Consider the following 23,147-nt stretch of genomic DNA (forward strand, 5'->3'; position numbering starts at 1 on the left):
TATTTTTACTTACACTTGATTTCCTTCACTTTTTTCCACTTCCCTTTTTCTTTTTTGAACACTTCTATTTTCTGGATCTTTTTATTAAAGTCCTCCATCCTGTCAACGCCAATACCATAGGCACCGCGTTCATTGCTTTTCACTAAAATTTTATCAGTATGCTTGCTTTCTCCTCCTACCATTTCTTCATAATCCAACGTATCTGTGGCCAGGAAATCTTTTACACTGTCATCTGTATGGAAAACTACTTTATAATCAGATTTTTTGGCGGTGTCAAAGGTGTCTCCAATGGATACCCATTTAGCACCTCTGGAATTATTCGGACCTCGTACCAATCCTTTGTTATCGATGGTCAGATCTTTTTCCCCTTCGCTCATGGTACGGATCACCTCCTGAATCAATCCGAATATGTCTACGAAGACATTAGGGTCTGATACGTAGGCGTATAGCAGCATACCGCCTTTCAGGCGCGACGGGTCCTGACTGAGATACATTCCTTCTTCCGGGCTATAGTAGCGGAAGCGGTTATAATACAATCCGGTTTCAATGTCTTCATATTGTCCCGGATACCGGAATGGTATCAGTGCTCGGTCTCCTGCTAACTTACGTACCTTACCATAAATATCCAACTCGACCGCCCAAACCTTTTCACCCTTTTCGTCATATGCTTCACAGGGAGTCCCCAGGTGGTCGGCGATGATGGAATATTGTTTTCCCTGGCTTATTCTCGCCAATGGGGCAAACGTTCCTTCCTCAAATATCCAGGAGACAAGCGTTTCGGCAGGCACTGGTTCCAGGTGGCTCTGTTTCAGGTCACCCAATTCAGTAACGGTCACCTCCGGCCTGTCTTTAGCCGGATATTGCCATTCATGCAGGAGAACATTCCCATCCCAGACGAAGCGGGTCAACTGGTGGCCATACTGCTTCTCAGTACGACGTCCCACCGCATCATAGCGGAACGCCACTATTTTACCATCCGGGCGGGTCACCTGTTTGAGTTGACCGTTGCCATACCATTCGTAGGTCCATACGGCGTCCGGGGCGATTATTTTCTGAAGCAGGTTACCTTCCTCATCGTAGGTGAAGCGGGCCTTGTCAGATTCCAGCAGCTGGCCGCCGGTGCTGTATTTACGGTCCTTGCGGGATGGTGTGCGGTACAGGTTTCCCACTTTATCGGGTAAACGATAATCATATTGTCCATCCTCATATTGTGCCCATGCCAGTCTCCCCAGCTCATCGTGGCTAAACTTCACCACGCCGTTGCTGATACCGTTGACCAGCTGTCGGAGGTGCCGGTTGGCATCCCACCGGTAGTGCCGTTTGTAGGTATTATTTTCTCTGGCGGTGACGAGGTGGCTTTCAGGCATGCCGGCCTTGTCGTAGGTCCAGCTGCTTTTTACGCCACCAGGCAGGCTGCGCTCTATTTCCAGCCCCAGCAGGTTGCGCTGAAACTGCGCCTTCCAGGGGGTATCCATGCCGGCAGCATGGGCTTGTATGGCGGCCACTTCACCGGATGGATTGCGTTGCAGCCGGATATCGGCGCCCAGGCTGCTTTGCAGCCCGGTACGGCGACCGTCACGGTCATAGATATTGGTGACAGTGTAGCCATCCTGCCATTCCTGCAATACTCTTCCCATCGTGTCCCGTTGCCATTTTACCGTGTTGTGGTCATTGGCAGCCTCTATCAGTTGTCCGCTACGGTTAAAGCTATACGATTGCCAGGTACCGTCTCTATGGGCAGCATAGGTTAGTCTTCCGTTGTAATCATATTGATATTCTGTCCAGCGTTTACCGGGGCGGTACACCTTCAGCACCTTGCCGGTCTCATCCCGCTGATACCGGCGGACCTGCCCATCGAAACCGGTCTCCTGGATAATATCACCTCTGCCATCCCGGGCAAACTGGTACATCTCTCCCTGTTCGTTTACCAGACTGGTCAGCTGTTCTTCCCTGTTATATACAAAATGGACTTTCGCTCCATTTTCTTCCCGCATTTTCAGGCTGCCCAACGGGGTATAATCAAATTTTACCTGGTGATGTTTATCCCGGACCTGTACCACCTCTTCATAGGCGTTGTATTGCAGCTGAATAAGGTTGCCATCCGGCAATTCCACCTCTGTTACTCTGCCCAGGGCGTCATAACGGAATTGCTGCTGTTGCCCGAGCGGATTGATGGATTGCTGTACTTTTCCCCAGGCATCATATTGCCAGCAGGCACTTCCTCCATCCGGTAGTGTCAGTACAGAGAGGTTACCGTCGTCGTCAAACTCCATACTTGTAATACGTCCCTGCTCATCTTCAATTTTACTTAGGCGGTTCTGTGCATTGTAGCGAAAGATAGAGATGCGGCCGTCCGCTTCGGTGATGGTATGCAACAGTCCCTTATGTTGTTCTTTGCTATAGTAGATATAAGTACGGCTGTTGCCCTGTGGATCAGTCACCAGTGTGATGCGGTCTTCCTTATCATAACAGAAACTGGTGCTGCTGCCATCGGGCTGAACAAGGCTGGTACAATTGCCCCGCTCATCATACGTATACCCGTTTACGTTAGCAGCTTCATCAATTTCCCGATATATTTCAAAATCTTCCGTATACTCCAGGAAACAGGAGTAGCCTAACGGATCTTTTATCCGGGTAACGACAAAATCAGGCGTATAATAGTAGGTGGTGGTTTGTCCCAGGGAATTGGTCACCAGGTTATATCCATCTTTGGGATAATAGGCGATCCGTCCTTCCAGTAGCCCGCCGTCACCCCACGTATGCGTACAGCGGCCTTTGTTATCATATTCCCAATAGAATGACTGGCCGTTGCGGTCTGTCTTGGCGGTCATTTTATGTTGATGATATCGGATGCGGGTGGTTTGGCCGAGCGCGTCTGTCACTTCACAGAGATCACCTGTATCATTGTAGTTATATTGTACAAGCTGCGCCTGTTCCCCTCTGTGTTTAATGACAACAGTCTGCATACGTCCGTTCTCATCACTGTTGATATGCAAACGGCGACCTACGCTGTCTATCACCTGCAACAGATGTCCCTGGCCGTTGTAGTGGAAACTGATCATAAAACCAATCTCATCTGAAATAGCGTATAGCCTGTACTGTGGGTCTGTGGGATGCAACTTGCGAAAGCGGTAGTATAACCGGGTGCTATGGTCCAGCAGTTCGTATTCATCCGTAGCGCTACGGGTGAGTGTACGTCTTTCATGTCGGTTATAGTCCATGTTGCCGGTATAAGGCAGCAGTTCAAATACCGCGCTGCGGCCATCTCCCAGCAGTACTACAGTAGCCTCTTCCTCAGCGAACTCCTGTACACGCAGATCGTAGCTGAAGTGGGTGCCATGCCCCAGCAGTCCTTCAAAGTCACTGTCACTATTCCAGGAGCGTCCCCATTGCAGGGGGATAGGACCTGCCAGTTCAAAATCTGTCCCATCATAGATCACAATTCCCTGCACCAGATCTACGGGTTCAAAACCTTTTTTACACAGAAATTTACTCAGCTTATTACTGCCCAGTTTGCCTTTCAGTGCGTGATTAAATTTAGTCAGCGCTTTTTTACCGGCCTTGCCTACTCCCTTCATAAGTGCCCCAAAACCAAAAGACATCAGCAGATTCAGTAAAACGCCCGCCCAGTCGGGCACATAAGGGCCTCCTACCATCACGGGCTTCCCAAAGGACAAAGGAATGGAGTAAGAAGTAGGCAGGTACATACTGGGAATAGGTCTCAGCTTTTTGCCGGGCTGCAGTGATAGAGGCAGTCCGATATCATTGCAGGTCATCAGCATATGACCTGATGGGCTCATCAGGTTGCCTTCCACTTTCACCTTTTTGCTGCCGAAGAAGTTCACAGAATCATGTGCAATCATGGGAGCCAGCAGAAAAGGTCCTCCCATGGGGATATGAAAGAGGATAATCATCATGCCGCTGGTATCACTCTTTCCCCGCGGTACGTGATTCACCTTGGTAGTGGCGCCAATAAAGGGGACATAGTCCATCGGGTCTATCACCAGGCCAATATATGGATGAGGCAATGGCACAGGAAAGCCGAACAAAATAACGATATGGATATCCAGTCCAATAACCGGAGTAAAATGTTTATTACTGACTAGCATGGTTAATAAGGCTAACTATCAGGTTTTTCAATATGGGAAAACGGGACGTTGTATCATCCAAATATAATCATAAAATCATACAACAGAAAAGGTAAAAGTAATTGTTTATTTTCTCCGGTTGATCTTCCATCTGAGTAACAATTCGAGCTGTACGACCGGTTTCATCCCCATTCCCATGGAGTCTTTCGCCGGTTGCTGCACGGGAACGGCCGTACGTAATGCGGCCTGCCATCTGGCGTGATCGTAGTATATTTCACCGGTTATACGCCCCTGGAACTTATTGATGCTGTTCCAGACCTTGTCTTTTTCGCCACTGGTAGTTGTTTTGGTATGTACGCCTGTCGTATCGTGTGACCGGACTACCTCCAGGATGGAAGCGGTATGTCCGTAATATGCCTGTACGCCTGCACTACCGAAGAAATTACCGGCAATCCGGTGATGATAAGCCAGTGAGGCGCTGTAACCGAATGTCTGGAGAATGGTGCGGGTCATCCAGTCAGCACCTGCCAGATTGTTGGTGTAATAATAAGGTTCGTTCCTGTAGGGTTGTGTACTCATGGCGTTGAGGTCCAGGCTTAGCGCTGCATTACTCCAGGTACGCTGCATTCTTACACCGGGGATTAGCAGTCTGTATAACTGGGTATTTCCATCGGGGCCTTTGTAATAGCCAGGGTTGCTGACAGCTGGCACCGGCACGGTCCATTGTGCCATTAGCTGCCAGTATCCGGGGGTATAGGACCTGGAGCGCGGCATGCGGTAGGACGCCAGGCGGTCCATGGTTTCACGGCTAACTTTCAGTGGCTGACTGGCCTTGTAAAGCGGTAATTGTTGCAGGGTCAGCCGGGCAGGTAACCCAGGTTCTAGCATGGCAGCTTTTTCGGGGAGGTTATGATCTTCCCGGCCTACTACTGCAACATTATTTTCATCCGGGCTGTCTGCGGAAGGCGATGTAGGGACACCGTCGGACGGCTGTTGACCGGACTTTAAAGAATGTTTTTGTTGGTTAATGGTTTTTGATGTTTTACCAGCAAGAGTTCGGTGAGTGGGCTGGTCATGGGAAATTATCTGTTTATTACCGGTGGCATCTGTTGCATTGGTATTATGCGGGATATTCCTGTTGACAGAGGCCACAGCTACCGGTTTCCCCGTGGTGGAGGGTTTTGCTGCCGCCGTACCGGTAGCTGAGGGCTGTGTTGTATGGCCTGCGTTGGTATCCGTTGTTGTTTGGGTTGCCTGTGCACCAACAGTAGCAGCTATCGCATTAGTGGCAGACGGATGTCCGGTCTTTTCCTCAGCAGTGCTGCCGGAAGTGTTTCCCAGCGGTTTATCGGAAGCATTTACCGGTGTGATATTGCCTTCTGCGCCGGCATTGATTGGTGATGTTGTATCATTGGTATCCGGTATGGTGATGATATTGCTTTGATCAGCCATGGTGTCTGTTGTCAGGGCTGCGCTGTCTTTCGTAGTAAACGGGCCGTCCTGCGCCGCAGGAGCGGGCACTGGTACAGGACGATTGATACGGTGCAGGCTATACAATACTACACCGGACACAAATATTGCGGCGACCGCATATTTAACGGCCGGCAGCATTTTAGCGATGATACCTGACGAATTGGGCGTGGCATGCCCACCTACCTGCTGTGTTACAGGCATCACTTCGTTGAGCCGTTGTTCCATCAGCCTCCAGCTGTCATCGGCCGGAGGTATGGGAATAGGGACATTGCCATCGTCCCGGAAGTGTTTATGCAGGTTACTTTCACTCACTCAGGTATCATTTAAGGTAATGTTGCTCCAATATCGGTTTCAGTTTAGTTCGGGTTTCGCTGAGGTGCCATTTGACTGTTCCCGGGCTCTGTTGCAGCATTTCAGCGATGTCTTTTACCGGTACTCCTTCCAGATAAAATAACGAGCATACGGCCCTGGTAGATGGAGGCAGGACGTCGAGCAGTTTATAGATATCTTCCCAGGCCAACTTGCTCAGAATATTATTTTGCGTTGCCACCATCTCGTCTTCAATTTCGTTATGGGACGGCCATTTGCGGCTCTTTATTTTATCCAGTGCTGTATTTCTGACAACAGTATATACCCAGTTAAAGAATTCGCCTTTATCTGCATCGTACTTATCAAGTTGCGTAAATACCCGAAGCATGCCATCATTCAATACTTCTACCGCTTCTTCCTGCTGGTTGAAGAATTTCCTGCACAATAGGAATAGTGCCGGATAGAACTTCCGGTATAATTTTTCCTGGCTCCGCCTGTTATTGGTCAGGCACTCACGTACCAATTGCTGTAAATCTTCCAAAGGGCAATCCGTTACAGTAGGAAATGTGGGTTATCAAAACGGGAAAAGTTGCCATAGACTATCAGTCATACAGCAACTATCGTTTTTACTATCAGTTTGGGCGCAAATGTAGAACAGAATACGTTTTTTCTAACATGATAGCATATACGTAATCAGGCTACCTTCTCCGGGAACTGTCCGGACGTGGATGCCACGGCGTGTCTACCGGATGTCTAGGGCTGTCCACCGGATGCCTGGGACTATCGACCGGAATTTTAGGACTGTCAACCGGCCAATGAGGTTTGGTGGTGTCTCCCGGATGGGGAATAGAATCGTGGCGGGACGTGTCCTTCGGGTTACCGGCAGAATCAAGTCCGGCAGCGAGCTTCGCTGCCTTTTCAGCTGCCAGCTCCTGACGGGCCGCTTCTGTCATATCCTTTCTGCAACCGATCACGCAGCAGATACCCAGCATTACTGCCAAAAAAATAAGGGGAAGATATTTCATAGAAAAGTCTGTTTATCATAGTAAACGGCGGGAATAACCAGAAAGGTTGGGTAGGAAGGAAGGAAAAATAATGGTAGATAAGTTTAGCAACCTGTATCTGTTGCCCAAACAAACCGGTGGTGGGAAACCACCTACCGGTTTACAAAAAGTATTTTCTCAGATCAGCTTATAAATGAATTCTTCTATTTCTGTTTGCCGTGCATTGGCAAACCCTCTGTCGGTACCAATTTTGGTAAAGCCACATTTCTCCAGTACCCGCTGAGAACCTATGTTGTCAAACGCCACCCGTCCCAAAATGGGCCTGGCCCCTTCAAGGGTTAAAAAATCACGCAGTGCCTGAGTGCCCACTCCTTTTCCCCAGAACTTTTTATCAATCCAATAGGTGATCTCCGCATCACCGTCCATTTCAAACTTGGAGACACTGCCCGCTATAATATTATCCACCAGAATAGTGCACATATTAATCGTCGGTTCGCTGAGGAACTTTGTGTACTTCTCAATATAAGCCTGCTTATCTGTATGGTTTTGGGGCATAAAAGCGGCTAAATAGCCACCCTCCTCGTCAAGCTGAAAAATAAAGAGATGCTCCAAATCGGCAGCTACCGTTTTCCGCAATGTTATTTCGTGCTTGTTGTTCATGACTGTTAGTTTTTTACGTGGACTATTGTAAGATACAAAAGATCATACAACATATTTCAGGGAACCGCAGATATTGGCCCGTTTGCCGCAAAAGCAACAATATTATGCAAACAAAAAAGTAACGCGGCAATACACCGATGTATGGATGAAAACAAACGACGGCTGGTGTGAGGTGGCCAGGCAGCAACCATTGTAACTATACCGTAAAATATATGCACCTATTCATCAATTTTTCGTAATCTCGAAAAACACAGCGCACAAGAAAATGCACCTAATTAATACAATTGAGATAAATCCATTTGATTTTTGTCGCCAGGAATATGATTATTCAGGGAGCAACCCAAAAGACCTGGACGAACGGTATCAATTTTGGAAGAAATGTATATCCGACAGCGGTTTAGGACGCTTGGAAGCAATCAGCAAAGATTCCTATTTGGTTGACATACAAACAATCAATGATGATGAACTGGCAGTAATTCTAACAGCTGAACTGAAAGAAGTAGATCTATCACATGCTGAAGAACAGGTTGGTACAATATGCGGCGGACCAGCCTTACACAACAACGATGGTATATACATAACTCCCAGTTGCTGCGGGGACATCGGAAATATCAGAGAATGGGAAAGTATTTCTGAAAAAGCGTCCCATGTATGGCATCAACTATGGATAGGACATCCCTGGGTCTATTTCAGAAAAGGCAACGGGTTCATTGAATTCTCCGGTTATACGGAATCAAACCTGGAAGATCTTAAAGATATTCAGATACTTGTCAAGGTTGATGAACAGGCGCTGTTTGCCGAACTTAAAAAACTCAGAGAGCAACAGGAGGAATTTCAACGGAGGATTCAAAAAGTACTTGATAAAATAGGGGTGGAGAATTCTAAACGAGTGTCAGAGCTGATGAGCGGGCATATGTAGCGCGACATAGTACAGCTTAAAATCAGGCTTCTCCAACCTCCGGAGAAAAGGTTTAGACTAATGATGGAGGGCAATACGGTTTTATATGTCTCCTAATTCGCATTGGAATGAAGAGCCACCGGAATATTCAGATGGCTCTTTCTCCGTAGCTCAGCACCCGCCTTTGCGAGGGGCACGTTTGTAAATTATTTTACTATCCCGTTCTACATAATCGCCCGATACTATCGGATATGAATACTTGGGCGCGTGCGATACACTATGGCTTTTTATAACTATCTTGTCATCAACTTTCAGACTATGCAATTGCTGAAATTCATTGTTAAAGTTCAAAAAATCCCAGTCAGACTTTTCCGGCCCAAAACTAAGAATATAATCTTCCCCATTAATCCTGGCCATCACTCCGAAACCTAATCGTGAGCCTGGCGGCAGAGAAAGAGAGGTTACAACAGCCTCCATATTTGTAAAATTACTTATATGAGTCCTTATTTTAGCAGCACCGGCAAGCACTTTTTTACCTTCGGGGGACGCTTCCCATTGTTTGTACTTTATACCAGCGGGGGTAGCTTCCCATCTTTCCCTTTCTGCTTTCATTTCAGCGGCAGAGAGTGGCTTCTGGGTTGATTTTTTAGAAGTATCATTTTTGATTTCGCAATTAGCAAATACCAGTCCGCCTGCCACAACCAGCGGTAAGATCAGCGCGTAAATAACTTTTTTCAAATTTTTTGTAGATTTAAACATAGATCTACCTTCTGATAAATCAGGTCCGTTTAAGGCATTTTTTAGATTTTTCATATCTTATAAAATTGATTTCAACGAAAGTAACTTCCTATTTTTCAGCCTGGAAATCAGGATTGTAAATAAAAATGTAACCTTTGTAAATTAATCGTAAACAGTATGCCTGGCCGCCCAAACCTCCTCTCCGGAAAACGCAAATACCTGTTCGGTTTGATACTGTTCTTGTTTGTCTCGATCATCACCGTGGCTTTCAGCCTGGAGGGAAATGACGATTTTGATATTTCCAGAAGGGAAGTTTTACTCCGTAAGATCGGACATGAACTCCTTTTACAGTCGGGCGACAATAAGTCAAGGGTGCTCCCGGTAAAAAAGATCGCAGAAAATGAATATCTAATCAGCTTTGAGCATGATCTTACCTTTCAACCAGACTCCCTGGTGAGTACCACCCGGCGTTTGTTGTCTCAAGACCCTCTTGCACGTGATTATGTTGTTAACGTACTGAACTGTAGTAACTCCAGCGTTGCCTATGGATACGCCATATCCCAAAATAAAAAAGATGATATCATAACATGCATGGGAAGAGCGCAACCCAGTGCGTGTTATATGATTAATATTAAATTCAAATCGACAGACGGCCACACTGCAAAAAATGTATATCTCCTGGGCAGTCTGCCATTTCTGGCATTTGTTGGTTTTCTTTTTTTGAGATCAGTTAAGCCTCAAAACACTCCGCCCAAGGAAGAGCAGCAGACAGGCATGATTACTTTGGGCCCCGTTTTATTTGATGCGAACAACCGTAAGCTTATCGTAAATGGCCAAACGACAGAATTAACCGGTACCGAATCCCGTGTATTGCACATTTTCGCATTGTCTCCTAACGAGACTATTGAGAGAAGCAGGCTTCAAAAAGAGATATGGGAAGATGAAGGGGTTATTGTAGGCCGTAGCCTGGACATGTTCATATCAAAACTCAGGAAAAAACTGGAACCTTATCCGAATATTAAAATTGTGGTGATACGAGGGAAAGGATATAGGCTTGAAATTAGCGCCTGAGAAGTTTTCCTACCGGGAAATGGTTAAAACAAAGGCTTTTTGTTTTAGGTCGGGAGGAACTTGACAAAGTTCGAACTTCTTTGTTGAAGATCTAATCAAAATAGAATTATTCAAAAATAAAACACAATATAACTATTTAACAATCAATTGTTTAATTTAAAATTTGTTTCAAACATGAAGTATAGTTAATTTGTAACTTTATATGGTCTCCTTTTTTGAAAAAATAATAGCGATACTTCATGAACTCAATATCCCATATATGCTCTCTGGTAGCGTGGCGATGAGTTTATACATCGTTCCAAGAGCAACAAGGGATTTTGACTTTATCATACATCTTGAATCTAAAGACATTGACCGTTTTATTGCAAATTTTGAGGATGGGTATTATTGTGATCGAGACGCCATACAAGATGCAATAAATCGTCGAAGTATGTTCAATATTATTGACCATGCCTCCGGCTTTAAAGCAGATTTTGTTGTTTTGAAACCTGATCCGTTCAGACAAATGGAATTCAGCAGAAGGATACAGATGGATTTTTATGGCCAGGTAGTCTATGTAGTTTCAGTTGAAGATTTGCTTATTTCTAAACTCATATGGATTCAGGATGTTCAATCGGCGATACAAATGGAGGATATCAGAAACCTGGTCTCATTAGAAAATCTGGATTGGAACTATATTAAAACGTGGATTAACAAGCTTAGACTGAACTCTTTTAATCTTTTCCAAGTATGACCGACACACCTGATCACATAAAGCAATTGCAGCTTAAAATCTGGCTTTCCAAGCCGCCAATGGAGAGGCTCAAACAGATGATGGAGGATAACACGGCTTTGAATGCGTTTTGGACAGCTGCTAAAGAGCAGCAAAATAACCTATCGACTCGCAACCGCCAGCAAGGTCAGGAGTTGCTTTAAATACTTTTTTATCAGCCAATATCTTTATAATCAACTATACGCTTTTTGTATGGGTATCTAGCCCCAGCGCTCCCGTCCCCAATATCATTTCAGTCACAAGAAATACCTCTTTAAATTACGCATATTGAAGATGAATGAAATTTTTAATAGTCGCGAGCAAGCACTATATCTCTGGATGTTCATCATTCTAATTAGCGTAATAATTATTCCATCTACCCGAAAACACCTTCCTGGTATTATACGTATTGCTTTTTCCAGCCAATTTCTTTGCTTGTATGCCATAATGCTTCTCTACACACTAGGCATAGTATTCATCTTTTATAAATGCTCTCTTTGGAACGCTAGTCAGCTAAAAAACACAATCGTTTGGTTTCTGTTTTCAGCCTTAGCTAGCTTTTTCGCAATAAACAAAATAAAGAGTGAAAACGAATATATAAAAGAAGCTATAAAAGAAACCTTCAGCTACACTTTGGTGGCGGAATACCTCATAGGTTTTTACACATTCAATTTTTGGGTCGAGTTCTTATCCTTTCCAATATTAATACTCATTATAGGTATGCTTGTCTTTACAGACAAAGATCCACGTTATCTGTCTGTAAAAAAACTTCTAAGTAAGTTACTATCTATAATAGGACTTTTCCTCGTAGGTTACACTGCATACAAACTAATAACAGAGTTTGATGACTTTGCAGTAATAGGAACGCTTTCAGACTTTCTAATTCCCCCTGCACTATCGATTGCCTTTTTACCGTTCATTATTCTTTTGTCTAAATACCTGAAGTATGAAGCCAACTTTACCAAGGTGAAATTTGCCATTAAAGATCCCTATTTATCAAATTATGCAAGATTACAGGCACTCGCTCATTTCGGTTTTTCAACCCAAGACTTGGAACGATGGAGTAGCTCTTTATTTATTGAGAAAGTAGATAACAAACAAGATATTATCAGATCAATGAAGAAATTAAAACAATTAAAAAAAATTGAAAAAAATCCGCCGGTTGTAAATCCCGTAAACGGGTGGTCTCCATATGCCGCAATAGATTTTCTGAAATATGAAGGGATGGAAACAGGATATTATAAATATGTTGGAGAAAATGAATGGATGGCCTGTTCTACCTACCTTAAATTAGATGATGACCTGCTAGCCAATAACATCGCTTATTGCGCAGAAGGAAATGAACAATTCGTCCAAAAATTAAAAATTCAATTAAATGTTAATAATCCAAATTTATCAGCGACAGCCCATCTAAAATTTCTAAGTACAGCTAAAGAACTTTTTAGCAAAGCTCTAGGAATAGCTTTGCCTGAAGATGTAGAAATGAATATAACCGAAGGAACAGACTATTATTCTATTTATCGTGATAAAGAAGTGAAAATTGCCAAAAATATTTGGGAAGGCCATAAGGATCATGGTTACAATCTGAATCTTATAATCCAACTGAAGTGCTGACCTCTATATCAAATATCTCAAAACAAAAATAAAAAGGACAAGACCATTTCTGCTCTTGTCCTTTTTTCCGTCGGGGCGGCAAGATTCGAACTTGCGACCTCCTGCTCCCAAAGCAGGCGCGATAACCGGGCTACGCTACGCCCCGAAGTCCCCTTGGACCCACCTTTCAGTACTTTGTTTCCTGATTAGTGGAGTGCAAAGGTAGGGATATTACAATGATATCCAAAAAAATTTTAAATAAAAAAACATTATCAGCTGAAGACGCCCGGCAGGAGGGCATCTTCAGCTGATATTTTTTATGCTGACACCGGCATGCGGATGATGACCTTCCCCTGGGCCGTACCTTTTTGCTGCGCGGAGAAGGCTGCTTTCATCTCTGAAAATTCAAAAACACCAGCGATTTTAGTGACGATGCTGCCATCGTGCAACAGCCGCGCGATATCATCGATGGCACGTTCCTCGTTGGTGACCATTTTGAAAGCGGCATTAAGCCCCTGCGCTGCGTTCCGCTCCTGCTCAGCTTTAGAAAGGCCGGAGGGCAAATAAATCAGCGGCGCACCGGGCTTAAGGTGACGGGCAAACCAGGAAGCCGCATTACGGCCGCCGGCATCCAGCACGAGGTCCAGCTGCAGCGGCGTGGCAGTTGCTGCGTCGAAGGAAGCATATTCAAGGATCTCATCGGCGCCCAGCTCGGCTGCCAGTGCGGCATTGGCCGGACTAGTCAGCGCGATGACATATGCACCCAGGTGTTTGGCCATCTGTACGGCATAGTGCCCTACACCACCGGTGGGAGCTGTGATCAGGATACGATCGCCGGGCTTAACGGTGTAATGCGTGGTGAGGCTCTGCCAGGCGGTGATAGCAGCCAATGTGGCGCCGGCGGCGGCTTCAAAGCTCACCTGTGCGGGCTTCAGCGCCAGGTGCGATGCCGGGGCAGCTACATATTCGGCGTAGGCTTTACCATGACCAGGGAAATGCACCATACCGAATACGGCATCGCCCACTTTAAATTTAGTGACATCGCTGCCTACGGCGGTGACTACCCCGGCGATGTCCCAGCCCAGGATAATGGGCGATACGCCGTCAAATACCGGCGCAGCGCTGCCGCGCATCCGTTCGCCGTCACGGGTGACGATATAGTCTTCCAGCGTTTTAACATCTACGGGGTTAATGGCCAGTGCATGGGTCTTCACCAGCACCTCATCGGCGGCGATATCAGGAACTGCTGCCTCTGTTACTGCCAGCGGGGATGCAGGGTCGAGTTTTTCTAATACTATAGCTTTCATCTTTTTGTAATTTTTAGTACTGGCAAAGGTAGCTGGGCAACTGCCGCTGGAATGGTAAACAGAAAGGGAAGAACGGTAACGAGATGGGATGACCCTGAACCGCCAATATCAAAATATGTAACTTAGCGGTATGGAAAAAGCACACTCACCCTTCAGCGTCAACATAGAAACACTGGACCACTGGGAGAAACGGAACCGGAGGAATAACTTTTTCGAACTGGTGTATATCATCGAAGGAAAAGGGGCACAATGTGTCAACTATAACCAGATTCCCTACCAGGCTGGCAGTATATTCCTGCTGCCGGCATCAGACTGCCATACTTATACTATCAGGGAAGAAACCACTTTCCTGTTCATTCGTTTTACCGCGACCTATTTCTCCAGCGATGACGACTGTGTGATTGACTTCGGCAAATGGTTCTGCCGGCTCAATTTCATCATCGGCAACTACAACCGGCTGCCGGGAGAACTCATCAGTGACCCGGTGGACAAACAACATCTCGTACAACTGCTACAGTTGCTGATGGTGGAAACCAAACGCAACGACCCGCATACACGCCGCATCATGCAAAGCACCATGGTTACGGTACTGGAACTGATCGCCCGCAATGTGGCGGCGGTGATATCACCACAGACACTATATGAAGAGAAAAAATTTGCCGACATGCTGCTGCACATCCACTACCATCTGCTGGATGAAGAGATGATCTCTCCGCAATACCTGGCCGAAAAGTTCCATATTTCAGCGACCTATTTCAGCGAGTACTTCAAACGTAACGCCAACGAAACCTATCAGGAATTTGTGCTCCGGTCCAAGCTGAAACTGGCTGAAGCCAAGGCCCTGTACACCGACATCCCCTTTAAGGAAATAGCGTACGACCTCGGCTTCACCGACAGCAGTCATCTCAATAAAATGATGAAACGTTTTTATAACCAGGGCATGTCAGCCATCCGCAAAAGCGCTATAGCCGCCCCTTTGGCTTGATTTGCTCATATTCCACCACCCCGGTACGTTTGGCCCATTCAAAATAAGCGGCCGACAACTCATTGACCAGCTGCGGATTCTTAGCTGCCAGGTCGTTGGTTTCGCCACGGTCTTCGTCTATGTTGTACAGCTCCCACCGGTACTGCGGATAGATAGACACCAGTTTCCATTTGCCCTTGCGTACCGCGCGGTTACCGGCCCGCTCCCAGAATACTGGCTCTTCGCGGTGCAGTTCTTCCCCACGGAAGAACAGCCCCGTCAGGCTCCGGCCGGGTAACGGGTTCGGCTGTACGCCTTTATACTGCTGCGGATACCGGGCACCGGCCAGTTCATAGAAGGTAGGCGCCAGGTCTATCAGATGAGCGGTGCCACGGGCGATGCTGCCACCTTTGATTTTAGCAGGATACCAGGCAATCAGCGGGGAACTGATACCGCCTTCATACATGAAATTCTTAAACGCACGGAAAGGACTGTTGGACACGTACGACCAGTTTTTGCCCTGCGACTCAAAAGAGCCGGCCGTGCCTACCGGACCGGTATTCCGGGCGGCGCGTTTTCCGCCCCAGTGCGCCACGTCTTCTGCCGGAGCGCCGTTGTCAGAGATAAATACGATCAGTGTATTATCGTCTTTTTTCAACGCTTTCAGTTTATCCAGCACCTTGCCCACACCCTGGTCCATACGGTCTACCATGGCGGCATACACCTCCATTTTGGCTTTCCATAGTTCCTTTTCGTCGTAGGTGAGGCTGTTCCATTCGGGGACCTCGGCGTCCCGCGCAGCGATGGTCTGTTGCGCATCGAGCAGGCCGAGCTGCCGCTGCCTTGCCAGTCGTTCGTTGCGCAACGAATCCCAGCCGATGTCATAGCGCCCCTTGTATTTGGCGATGTCTTCGGGAAGCGCCTGCAGCGGCCAGTGTGGCGCATTGAAAGCGAGGTACAGGAAGAAAGGTTTGTTGCTTTTGTTTTGCTCTTCGAGATATTTCACAGCATGCGCGGCGATCTCGTCAGTGAAGTAATAGCTGTTATCTGCCGGATGCAGGCGCTGATTATTCTCCACCAGCACCACCGGATACTCCGTACCAAACAATGGCATCGGTTTAGCGTCAAAGTAATCAGCACCGCCGCCGATGACGCCATAGTACCGCTCAAAACCACGCTGATTGGGCCATGCAAGGCTATCATTCCCAACATGCCATTTACCGGACATCAACGTGTTATAACCGGCTGTCTTCAACACCTCTGCCAACGTCAGCGATTCCTTGTTCAGAAAACCCTGATAGGCAGGCAGCCCAAGGTTTACATCGAAGTAACCCACACCAGCCTTGTGCTGGTATTGGCCGGTCATCAGAGATGCCCGCGTAGGCGCACAAATGGAGTTGTTATAAAATTCTTTCAGCCGTAAACCTTCTTTGGCGAGGCGGTCCAGATTGGGTGTGTGAATCTCCGAACCATAGGCCCCGAGATCGGAGTAGCCCATGTCATCTACCAGGATAAGGATGATGTTGGGCTTTTTCGTTTGCGCGTATACGTTACCTGCGGCCGACAGCTGTGCGATAGCTGCCAGTGCTATCCATATTTTTTTCATGATTGTTTTTTTTGGATGATGACCTTATTTTTTTCTGCCTGCCGGCGGTGTGGGACCACCTCCTGTTGGACCGGCAAACCCGGCAGGGCCAACAGGTTTGATCTTATCATAATCCACCACGTTATTGTTTTTGGCCCATACGTCGTACGCGGCTGACAGTTCTTTCACGACCTGCGGTTGCTGTGCTGCGAGATCATTGGTTTCGCCCCGGTCGTGATCAATATCGTATAGCTCCCATTCTTTGGACGGGTACGATGATATCAGCTTCCATTTGCCTTTACGCACGGCCCTGTTGCCTGCCCGCTCCCAGAACAGGGGCGTGGCCCTGTCTATCTCCCGAAGGGAAAAAAATAAAGGCGCCAGGCTTACCCCCTGTAATGGATGGGTAGCAACGTTGTGATAAGTGGCGGGATAGGCCGCGCCGGCCACTTCATAGAAAGTAGGCGCCAGGTCTATCAGGTGGGCCGTACCACGGGCAATACCGCCCCCTTTGATTTTGGCAGGAAACCAGGCGATCAGCGGGGAACTGATACCGCCTTCATAAGCACTGGCTTTGTAAGAACGGAAAGGGGCATTGGAAACATGCGCCCAGCTCTGCTCCTGATAGTCATAGGAACCGGCGGAACCGATAGGGCCTGAACTGCGCTGCCGCTTTCTGCCAGCGGGGATAAACCCGCCCTGGGCACCGTTGTCAGAGATAAATACAATCAGGGTGTTATCATCTTTCTTCAATGCCTTCAGTTTGTCCAGGATCTTACCAATGCCTTGGTCCATACGGTCTATCATGGCCGCGTATACTTCCATTTTTTTCTCCCATAACTTCTTCTCGTCGTAGGTAAGGCTTTCCCACCCGGGCACTTCGGGATCAGGTGCTATCGTGGCGTCAGGTTTGATCAGCCCCAGTTTTTTTTGCCGCGCTATACGTTCTTCGCGCAGCGAATCCCAGCCAATGGCGTATCGGCCCTTGTATTTGGCAATATCTTCCGGAAGCGCCTGTAAGGGCCAGTGTGGCGCATTATAGGCTACATACAGAAAAAATGGTTTGTTGGTATGACTTTGCTCTTCGAGAAATTTCACCGCGTGGCCTGCAATTTCATCGGTCAGGTAATGTCCCGGCTCCAGGTTGAAGCGACGGTTGTTTTCCACAAGTGGCACTGGTGGCGCTTTATCAGTATAATTACCAATATCGAAATAATTGCTGGCGCCGCCGATGAAACCAAAGAACCTGTCAAACCCGCGCTGATTGGGCCAGTAGATGCTATCATCACCGACGTGCCATTTGCCGGACATCAGCGTGCTGTAACCGGCCTGTTTCAACACTTCCGCCAACGTAAGCGATTCCCGGTTCAGGTATCCCTGGTATGCCGGCAAACCGAGGTTGACATTAAAGAAACCAATACCGGCTTTGTGGTTGGACTGCCCTGTCAACAGCGATGCGCGGGTAGGCGCGCAGATGGAGTTGTTGTAGAACTCCTGCAGCCGCAGCCCTTCGGCCGCCAGCCGCGACAGGTTAGGTGTTTGTATCTCTCCGCCATAGGGCGCAATGTCGGAGTAGCCCATGTCATCCACCATAATGAGGATGATGTTGGGCTGCTGTTTCTGGGCCATGCTCCAGCTGAAACAGCCGAGCAGGGCCAGGGTGGTAAGCATCTTTTTCATCAGACATACTTTAAAAGCGATATCAATAATTAACCCACAGCGGGTCTTGTTTCAGTTTGGGATTGAGGTTCAGCTCCCGCTGCGGTGTCGGGAAATGGATATGCCGCGGCGCCGCCAGCGTTTTACCGGCAGCTTTCAGCACTTTGACATAATAGTCCGGCCCGCGCCGTACCAGGTCAAACCAGCGCTGGTATTCATACACAAACTCTTTCCTTCTTTCCTGGAACACGGAATCACGGAAGTTGTCCGCGCCAAGGCCGGGCGCCACATCCTGCAAACGTGCCACACCGGCACGTTGCCGCACAGCATCTATCGCCTGGTATGCTTCTGTTGTAGGGCCATTGAGCTCATTCAGGGCTTCTGCATAGATGAGCAACACTTCCGCATAACGGATAATCGGAAGGTTTTTGGAAGACTCCCCCTGGTTACCGATCACCGCGGGATCATAGTATTTGTAGAAGTGTGGTTCAAAGGTGTACAGCTTTCCATCTGTGGGGCTGGTCATCTGTGTGACAAAGGTGACAGCCTTACGGGCATCGCCCTCCGCAAAACTTTCGTATAGCCCTCCCTGTTTGTGAAGCGCATCAGCATAGTCGCCATTGATGCCAGGCACTTCATTGGGCGCAGAGCGGCTGGCCAGGCTATTGCCCTGGTAACCGGAATTGCCCTGAAACTGTGCAGAGAATATATGTTCAATGCCATTCTTTTTGGCCACGTTAAACACATCGGCGTAATTCTCAAACAGGCCATACCAATGACTGTCGATCACCTCCTTGCTTTTAGCGGCCGCTTTGGCCCAGTCTTTCCGCGTGAGGTAAACTTTCGCCAGCAGGCTCCTGGCCGCGCCGGCGGTGGCCCTGCCGATATCATTGGCGCCGTATTCATTGGGAGCAGGAAGGCTCTCCGCGGCGGTAAGGTCACTGATGATCTGCGCATATACATCTGCTTCCGGCGCTTTCTCCACATACAGCGCCTCCGGCGACAGCGAGCCGGGTTCGTGCAAGACCAGCGGCACCCCGCCAAACCATCTCACCAGGTTAAAATAATGAAGCGCACGCAGGAACTTCGCTTCATTGATCAGGCGTACCCGTATCGTTTCGGTGATATTCTCTTTTTTGATCAGCGCAATCCTGTCAATGGCGATGTTAGACACATTGATGGCATCATAACTCTGTTTCCACAACTGCTCCATCCTGTCGTTGGAGGCATCATGGGTAAGCCCTGAAATAGCCCGTACATGCGCATTACGCGCACGCGGCCCTGCCTCATAGTCATCAGTGGCCATCTCTACGCCTATCTGGAAAAGGCTGTTGTAAAGCGACTGCCCGCTTTCATACAACTTGCGGTAAGCCGCTGTCACGGCTGCATTGGCCTGGTCTTCGTTCTGGTAAAAATTGTCGGTGATCAGTACTGATTCCGGATGTTCATCCAGCCTGGAGCAGGAAGTTCCCAGCAGCACCAGTAACACACTATATCGTAAAAAGGCTTTTTTCATACGTTCATTTTTTGGAAGATGAATAACGACTACAGGGTAACGCGTACGCCTGCACTGACTGTCCGCGATACCGGATAGATACCCAGGTCTGTTCCCGGGGAGATATTATTGCCGGAGGTGACTTCCGGGTCGAAGCCGGTGTAGGAGGTCCAGGTGAGCAGGTTTTGCGCAGACACAAACACGTTAATGGCTGATACTTTCCCGATAACGGACTTCGGCAGCGAGTACCCCAGCGACACGTTTTTCACACGCAGGAAGGAGCCGTTTTCAATGAACCGGTCAGAGAAAACCGGCGCAGGGTCCAGCTTGGCACGGGGCGTCGTTTGACTGGGATGTGCCGGTGTCCAACGGTCCAGGGCGGATGCGGCAGCGTTCTGCTGGCCGTTAAACAGTTCCAGTGACTGCTGGTTGGAGTTCAGGATTTTATTTCCATAAGAGCCCTGCAGGAACACGGACAGTGAAAACCCTTTCCAGGAGAAGCTATTGCCCAGGCCGAGTATAAAATCAGGTTGCGCGTTACCAATAATCGTACGATCGTTGGCGGTAGTAAACACACCATCGCCATTGATGTCTTTATACAGCCGGTCGCCTGCTTTGGGTACGGCATTGCCGGTATATTTGCCTTTGGTTGCTTCTTCACCGGTTTGCAGGATACCATCTGTAACGGTGCCATAGAAGCTGCCCAGCGGTTGCCCCACCTGGATGATGTAGTTCCCGCTGATATAGGACCGGGCGCCATTACCGATTTTCAGCACCTCGTTGCGGTTAAAGGAAATATTAAAATCGGTGTTCCAGGTGAAGGCACCGGTAAAGTTCCGGCTGCTAAGGCTCAGCTCTATGCCTTTATTCAGCACTGATCCGAAGTTCTGTAGGGAAGAAGTTTGTCCGGAGGTCCAGGGGATTTCCACGTTCAACAGCAGATTGGTCGTCTTCTTATAGTAGGCATCTACGGTAAACAACAAGCGGCTGTTGAGGAAAGCTGCATCCAGACCGGCATTGTACTGGTATGTTTTCTCCCATCCCAGGTGGTCATTGGCCAGACGGGAGGGAGCAAAACCAGTGGCCATATTTTTCCCGAAGAGATAGTTCAGGCTGTATAAAGTGGCAAGCGACTGGTACTCGCCGATTTCGAGGTTACCGGTAGTGCCGAAGCTGGCGCGTAGTTTCAGGTCGTTCACTACACGCGATGCCTCTTTAAAAAACGGCTCATTGCTGATACGCCATGAAGCGGCGGCAGAAGGGAAATAGCCCCACTTATTGCCCTTCCCGAAACGGGACGAGCCATCAGCCCGGATGCTGGCAGTAAAGTAATAGCGGCTGTTGTAATTGTAATTAACACGTGCCAGGTAAGAATGCAGCACCCAGGCGGTGGCGTCAGCAAAAGGGCGCACCAGTGTGGCGCCGCTCTGCAAACTGTTGTAGGTCAGGTCGTCTGTGACAAAATTCTGTGCGCCGGCCCTTAGAATGTCGCTTTTGAATTCCTGTTGCGTAAAACCCGCCAGCACATCAAAAGTATGTTTGGAAATATTACGTGTATACGTTACCGTATTTTCATTCAGCCAGGAGTAGGCGTTGTAGGTGCCACGGGCAGCGCTGCCTTTGGTTAACAGTCCTTCGTATATGGTAGACGGGATATAATTCTTTTCGGTGGTATTGTTCACATCGGCTCCCAGCAGCACTTTTACATTCAGGCCGTCGATAATGTTGTATTCGGCAAAAGCGGTCCCCAGCAAACGGTTGGTGGTGGACTTGTTGATCTGTTCATTGATCGTAGCTACCGGGTTGGCGAAAATATTCTCAAAAGGATTACGCAGGGTATAGCTGCCATTGGGTTCATAGATAGTTGCCGTAGGCGGCATCAACAACAGCGAGGTAACAAAACCCGAAGGCGCCACGTTAGCATCTGACTTGTTAACAGATAGGCTGGCGCTGACTTTCAGCCTGTCTAACGGCTGCGCGTCTACGTTGGCCCGGATACCCAGCCGGGTAAAGTCCGTGTGTTTGATAATCCCCTGTTGATCGAAGTAGTTGCCCGAGAGCAGGTAACGGGTTTTGGCGTTGCCACCGCTGATAGACAGCTGGTGGTTCTGTACCGGTGCTGTACGGAACACCGCATCCTGCCAGTCGGTGCCTTTTCCCAGCTGGCTGACCTGGTCCGCCGACAGGTACTGGTTAGGTCCTTTCGACGGGTTAGCGTCATACAGCGCTTCATTACGCAGGATGGCGAAGTTGCGGGCGTCCAGCAGGTCTATTTTCTTTCGAAGTGATTGTACGCCATAGGAACCTTCGTAGTTCAATGTATTCCTTTCCGCTTTGCCTTTGCGCGTAGTGACGATCACTACGCCGTTGGCGCCACGGGAGCCATAGATGGCCGTGGCGGAGGCATCTTTCAGGATATCGATGCTTTCTATGTCTGCGGGGTTGATGCTGGCCAGTTGGTTGACAGGCGCGCCCGTGAGGATGCCGGGACTGGCAGTACTGTTATAGATGGGAAAACCATCAATGACATACAGCGGTTCATTGCCGCCCTGTATAGAGCTGCCGCCGCGGATGCGGATGCTGACGCCGCCGCCGGGCTGCCCGGATGTTTGCGTTACCTGTACGCCGGGAATCGCGCCTTTTAACGCCTGGTCAAAGGAACTGACAGGCTGCTTCAGCAGCGGACCGGAAACAGAAGCAATAGCGCCGGTAAGGTCGCTTTTTTTCTGTGTGCCATAACCTACTACCACCACATCGTTCAACTGGCTTTGTATTGCTTCCAGCGGAATCTCGATATGGCCGCCGGTAGCCGTCACTTCTATTTTACGGTAACCGATGTAACTGATGATCAGCGTATAGGGGAATTTCTGTCCGGTAACGAATACAAAACGTCCTTCCGCATCCGTGGAAACACCGTGGGTAGTGCCTTTGATATTCACTACTGCTCCGGGTAAAGGCTCATGGGTACGGGCATCTACCACGCGCCCCGTCAGATGCGAATTAATCAGCGGCGTGGTGGGCACCTGCGCCACCACCAGCAGTGGCAGCAAATAAAGCATGGATAGCCCTATCCATGCCAATATGTTTTTTCGTAACATTCTTTGCATGTTTTAAAAGTTTAGACCACCCGCCGCCAATATTGCTGGCGACAGGACATAACAAGGCCTGCCCGGAGAAAACGGGCTTCTCAGAGAAATGACAAAAGGGAAAGCGCCGGAAAGCTGTTACCGTCTACAACAGCATACGAAACAGCACCGCGCTCCGCATGTACGGTTAAAGTAGTCAGTGGTTGACATCTACTTAAAGTTTAGTATTGAAGAATAAGTCGCCCTGCAACACTGCTGCCGGTAGTTTTATCGGGTGGTGCTAAAAACTACACAAGGCCGGTCCTGCTGTATATAGATTGGTTTTACAGTGTGCGCTGATATGACAACGGCGTAAAAGTAATACTATTTTTATTAGTACACAATATTTGTAGACTATTCGTTGCAAGATTTTTTTATCCTGTCGGAGATTGTTTACCCTAAACAAAAAGAGCCGGTTTGAAACCGG

At 48.2% G+C, this 23,147-nt stretch carries 17 protein-coding genes and 1 tRNA gene; 6 read left to right on the top strand and 12 right to left on the bottom strand.

Annotation, left to right across the window (positions count from 1 at the left end; genetic code table 11):
- Positions 1-5: 5 nt before the first annotated feature.
- From HGH92_RS08430 to HGH92_RS08450, 5 genes are all read right to left on the bottom strand, one after another.
- Positions 6-4,109, bottom strand: a complete 4,104-nt coding sequence (locus HGH92_RS08430) for a DUF6531 domain-containing protein (protein WP_168870281.1) — start codon at positions 4,107-4,109, stop codon at positions 6-8.
- A gap of 105 nt (positions 4,110-4,214) precedes the next feature.
- Complete coding sequence (locus tag HGH92_RS08435) at positions 4,215-5,873, bottom strand: hypothetical protein (protein WP_168870283.1); 1,659 nt, start codon at positions 5,871-5,873, stop codon at positions 4,215-4,217.
- 7 nt (positions 5,874-5,880) lie between these two features.
- Positions 5,881-6,411, bottom strand: a complete 531-nt coding sequence (locus HGH92_RS08440; RefSeq protein WP_168870284.1) for an RNA polymerase sigma factor — start codon at positions 6,409-6,411, stop codon at positions 5,881-5,883.
- Positions 6,412-6,568: 157 nt separating this feature from the next.
- A complete protein-coding gene (locus HGH92_RS08445) occupies positions 6,569-6,895 on the bottom strand; it encodes a hypothetical protein (protein ID WP_168870285.1) in 327 nt (108 codons plus the stop codon).
- Between the two features lie 156 nt (positions 6,896-7,051).
- Complete coding sequence (locus HGH92_RS08450) at positions 7,052-7,534, bottom strand: GNAT family N-acetyltransferase (protein ID WP_168870287.1); 483 nt, start codon at positions 7,532-7,534, stop codon at positions 7,052-7,054.
- Between the two features lie 265 nt (positions 7,535-7,799).
- Here HGH92_RS08450 and HGH92_RS08455 point away from each other — a divergent pair, with 265 nt between their 5' ends.
- A complete protein-coding gene (locus tag HGH92_RS08455) occupies positions 7,800-8,453 on the top strand; it encodes a hypothetical protein (RefSeq protein ID WP_168870288.1) in 654 nt (217 codons plus the stop codon).
- A 150-nt stretch (positions 8,454-8,603) separates the two neighbouring features.
- On the opposite strand, the gene HGH92_RS08460 is transcribed toward HGH92_RS08455, so the two are convergent.
- Entirely contained in the window at positions 8,604-9,245 is a 642-nt protein-coding gene (locus HGH92_RS08460; RefSeq protein ID WP_247654848.1) for a hypothetical protein, read from the bottom strand.
- A 102-nt stretch (positions 9,246-9,347) separates the two neighbouring features.
- Here HGH92_RS08460 and HGH92_RS08465 point away from each other — a divergent pair, with 102 nt between their 5' ends.
- From HGH92_RS08465 to HGH92_RS08480, 4 genes are all read left to right on the top strand, one after another.
- The gene (locus tag HGH92_RS08465) at positions 9,348-10,241 is read left to right on the top strand and encodes a winged helix-turn-helix domain-containing protein (RefSeq protein WP_168870289.1); all 894 of its coding nucleotides are present in this window, start codon (positions 9,348-9,350) and stop codon (positions 10,239-10,241) included.
- A 202-nt stretch (positions 10,242-10,443) separates the two neighbouring features.
- Complete coding sequence (locus HGH92_RS08470) at positions 10,444-10,974, top strand: DUF6036 family nucleotidyltransferase (protein ID WP_168870291.1); 531 nt, start codon at positions 10,444-10,446, stop codon at positions 10,972-10,974.
- Positions 10,971-11,156, top strand: coding sequence for a hypothetical protein (locus HGH92_RS08475; protein ID WP_168870292.1), 186 nt, complete (start codon positions 10,971-10,973; stop codon positions 11,154-11,156). Before HGH92_RS08470 ends, HGH92_RS08475 begins: the two co-directional genes overlap by 4 nt.
- Positions 11,157-11,286: 130 nt before the next feature.
- Positions 11,287-12,606 (top strand): hypothetical protein, encoded by a 1,320-nt coding sequence (locus HGH92_RS08480; RefSeq protein ID WP_168870293.1) that lies wholly within the window; start codon positions 11,287-11,289, stop codon positions 12,604-12,606.
- A gap of 70 nt (positions 12,607-12,676) precedes the next feature.
- Here HGH92_RS08480 and HGH92_RS08485 read toward each other — a convergent pair.
- Both HGH92_RS08485 and HGH92_RS08490 read right to left on the bottom strand, forming a co-directional pair.
- A tRNA-Pro gene (locus HGH92_RS08485) sits at positions 12,677-12,751 on the bottom strand.
- 151 nt (positions 12,752-12,902) lie between these two features.
- Positions 12,903-13,892 (bottom strand): NADP-dependent oxidoreductase, encoded by a 990-nt coding sequence (locus HGH92_RS08490; RefSeq protein WP_168870295.1) that lies wholly within the window; start codon positions 13,890-13,892, stop codon positions 12,903-12,905.
- A 130-nt stretch (positions 13,893-14,022) separates the two neighbouring features.
- Between HGH92_RS08490 and HGH92_RS08495 the strand changes: the two genes are divergently transcribed.
- The gene (locus tag HGH92_RS08495; protein WP_168870297.1) at positions 14,023-14,877 is read left to right on the top strand and encodes an AraC family transcriptional regulator; all 855 of its coding nucleotides are present in this window, start codon (positions 14,023-14,025) and stop codon (positions 14,875-14,877) included.
- On the opposite strand, the gene HGH92_RS08500 is transcribed toward HGH92_RS08495, so the two are convergent.
- From HGH92_RS08500 to HGH92_RS08515, 4 genes are read right to left on the bottom strand one after another with little or no spacing between them, the layout of a single operon-like run.
- Complete coding sequence (locus HGH92_RS08500; protein ID WP_168870298.1) at positions 14,855-16,462, bottom strand: arylsulfatase; 1,608 nt, start codon at positions 16,460-16,462, stop codon at positions 14,855-14,857. The genes HGH92_RS08495 and HGH92_RS08500 overlap by 23 nt on opposite strands.
- A gap of 24 nt (positions 16,463-16,486) precedes the next feature.
- A complete protein-coding gene (locus tag HGH92_RS08505) occupies positions 16,487-18,121 on the bottom strand; it encodes an arylsulfatase (protein WP_168870299.1) in 1,635 nt (544 codons plus the stop codon).
- Positions 18,122-18,143: 22 nt separating this feature from the next.
- On the bottom strand, positions 18,144-19,616 hold the full coding sequence (locus HGH92_RS08510) for a RagB/SusD family nutrient uptake outer membrane protein (protein WP_168870301.1): 1,473 nt from the start codon (positions 19,614-19,616) through the stop codon (positions 18,144-18,146).
- A gap of 29 nt (positions 19,617-19,645) precedes the next feature.
- Positions 19,646-22,702: a SusC/RagA family TonB-linked outer membrane protein gene (locus HGH92_RS08515; RefSeq protein ID WP_168870302.1), complete on the bottom strand. Its 3,057-nt coding sequence runs from the start codon at positions 22,700-22,702 to the stop codon at positions 19,646-19,648.
- Positions 22,703-23,147 lie beyond the last annotated feature (445 nt).

This window comes from Chitinophaga varians (assembly GCF_012641275.1).
Taxonomy (GTDB): domain Bacteria; phylum Bacteroidota; class Bacteroidia; order Chitinophagales; family Chitinophagaceae; genus Chitinophaga; species Chitinophaga varians_A.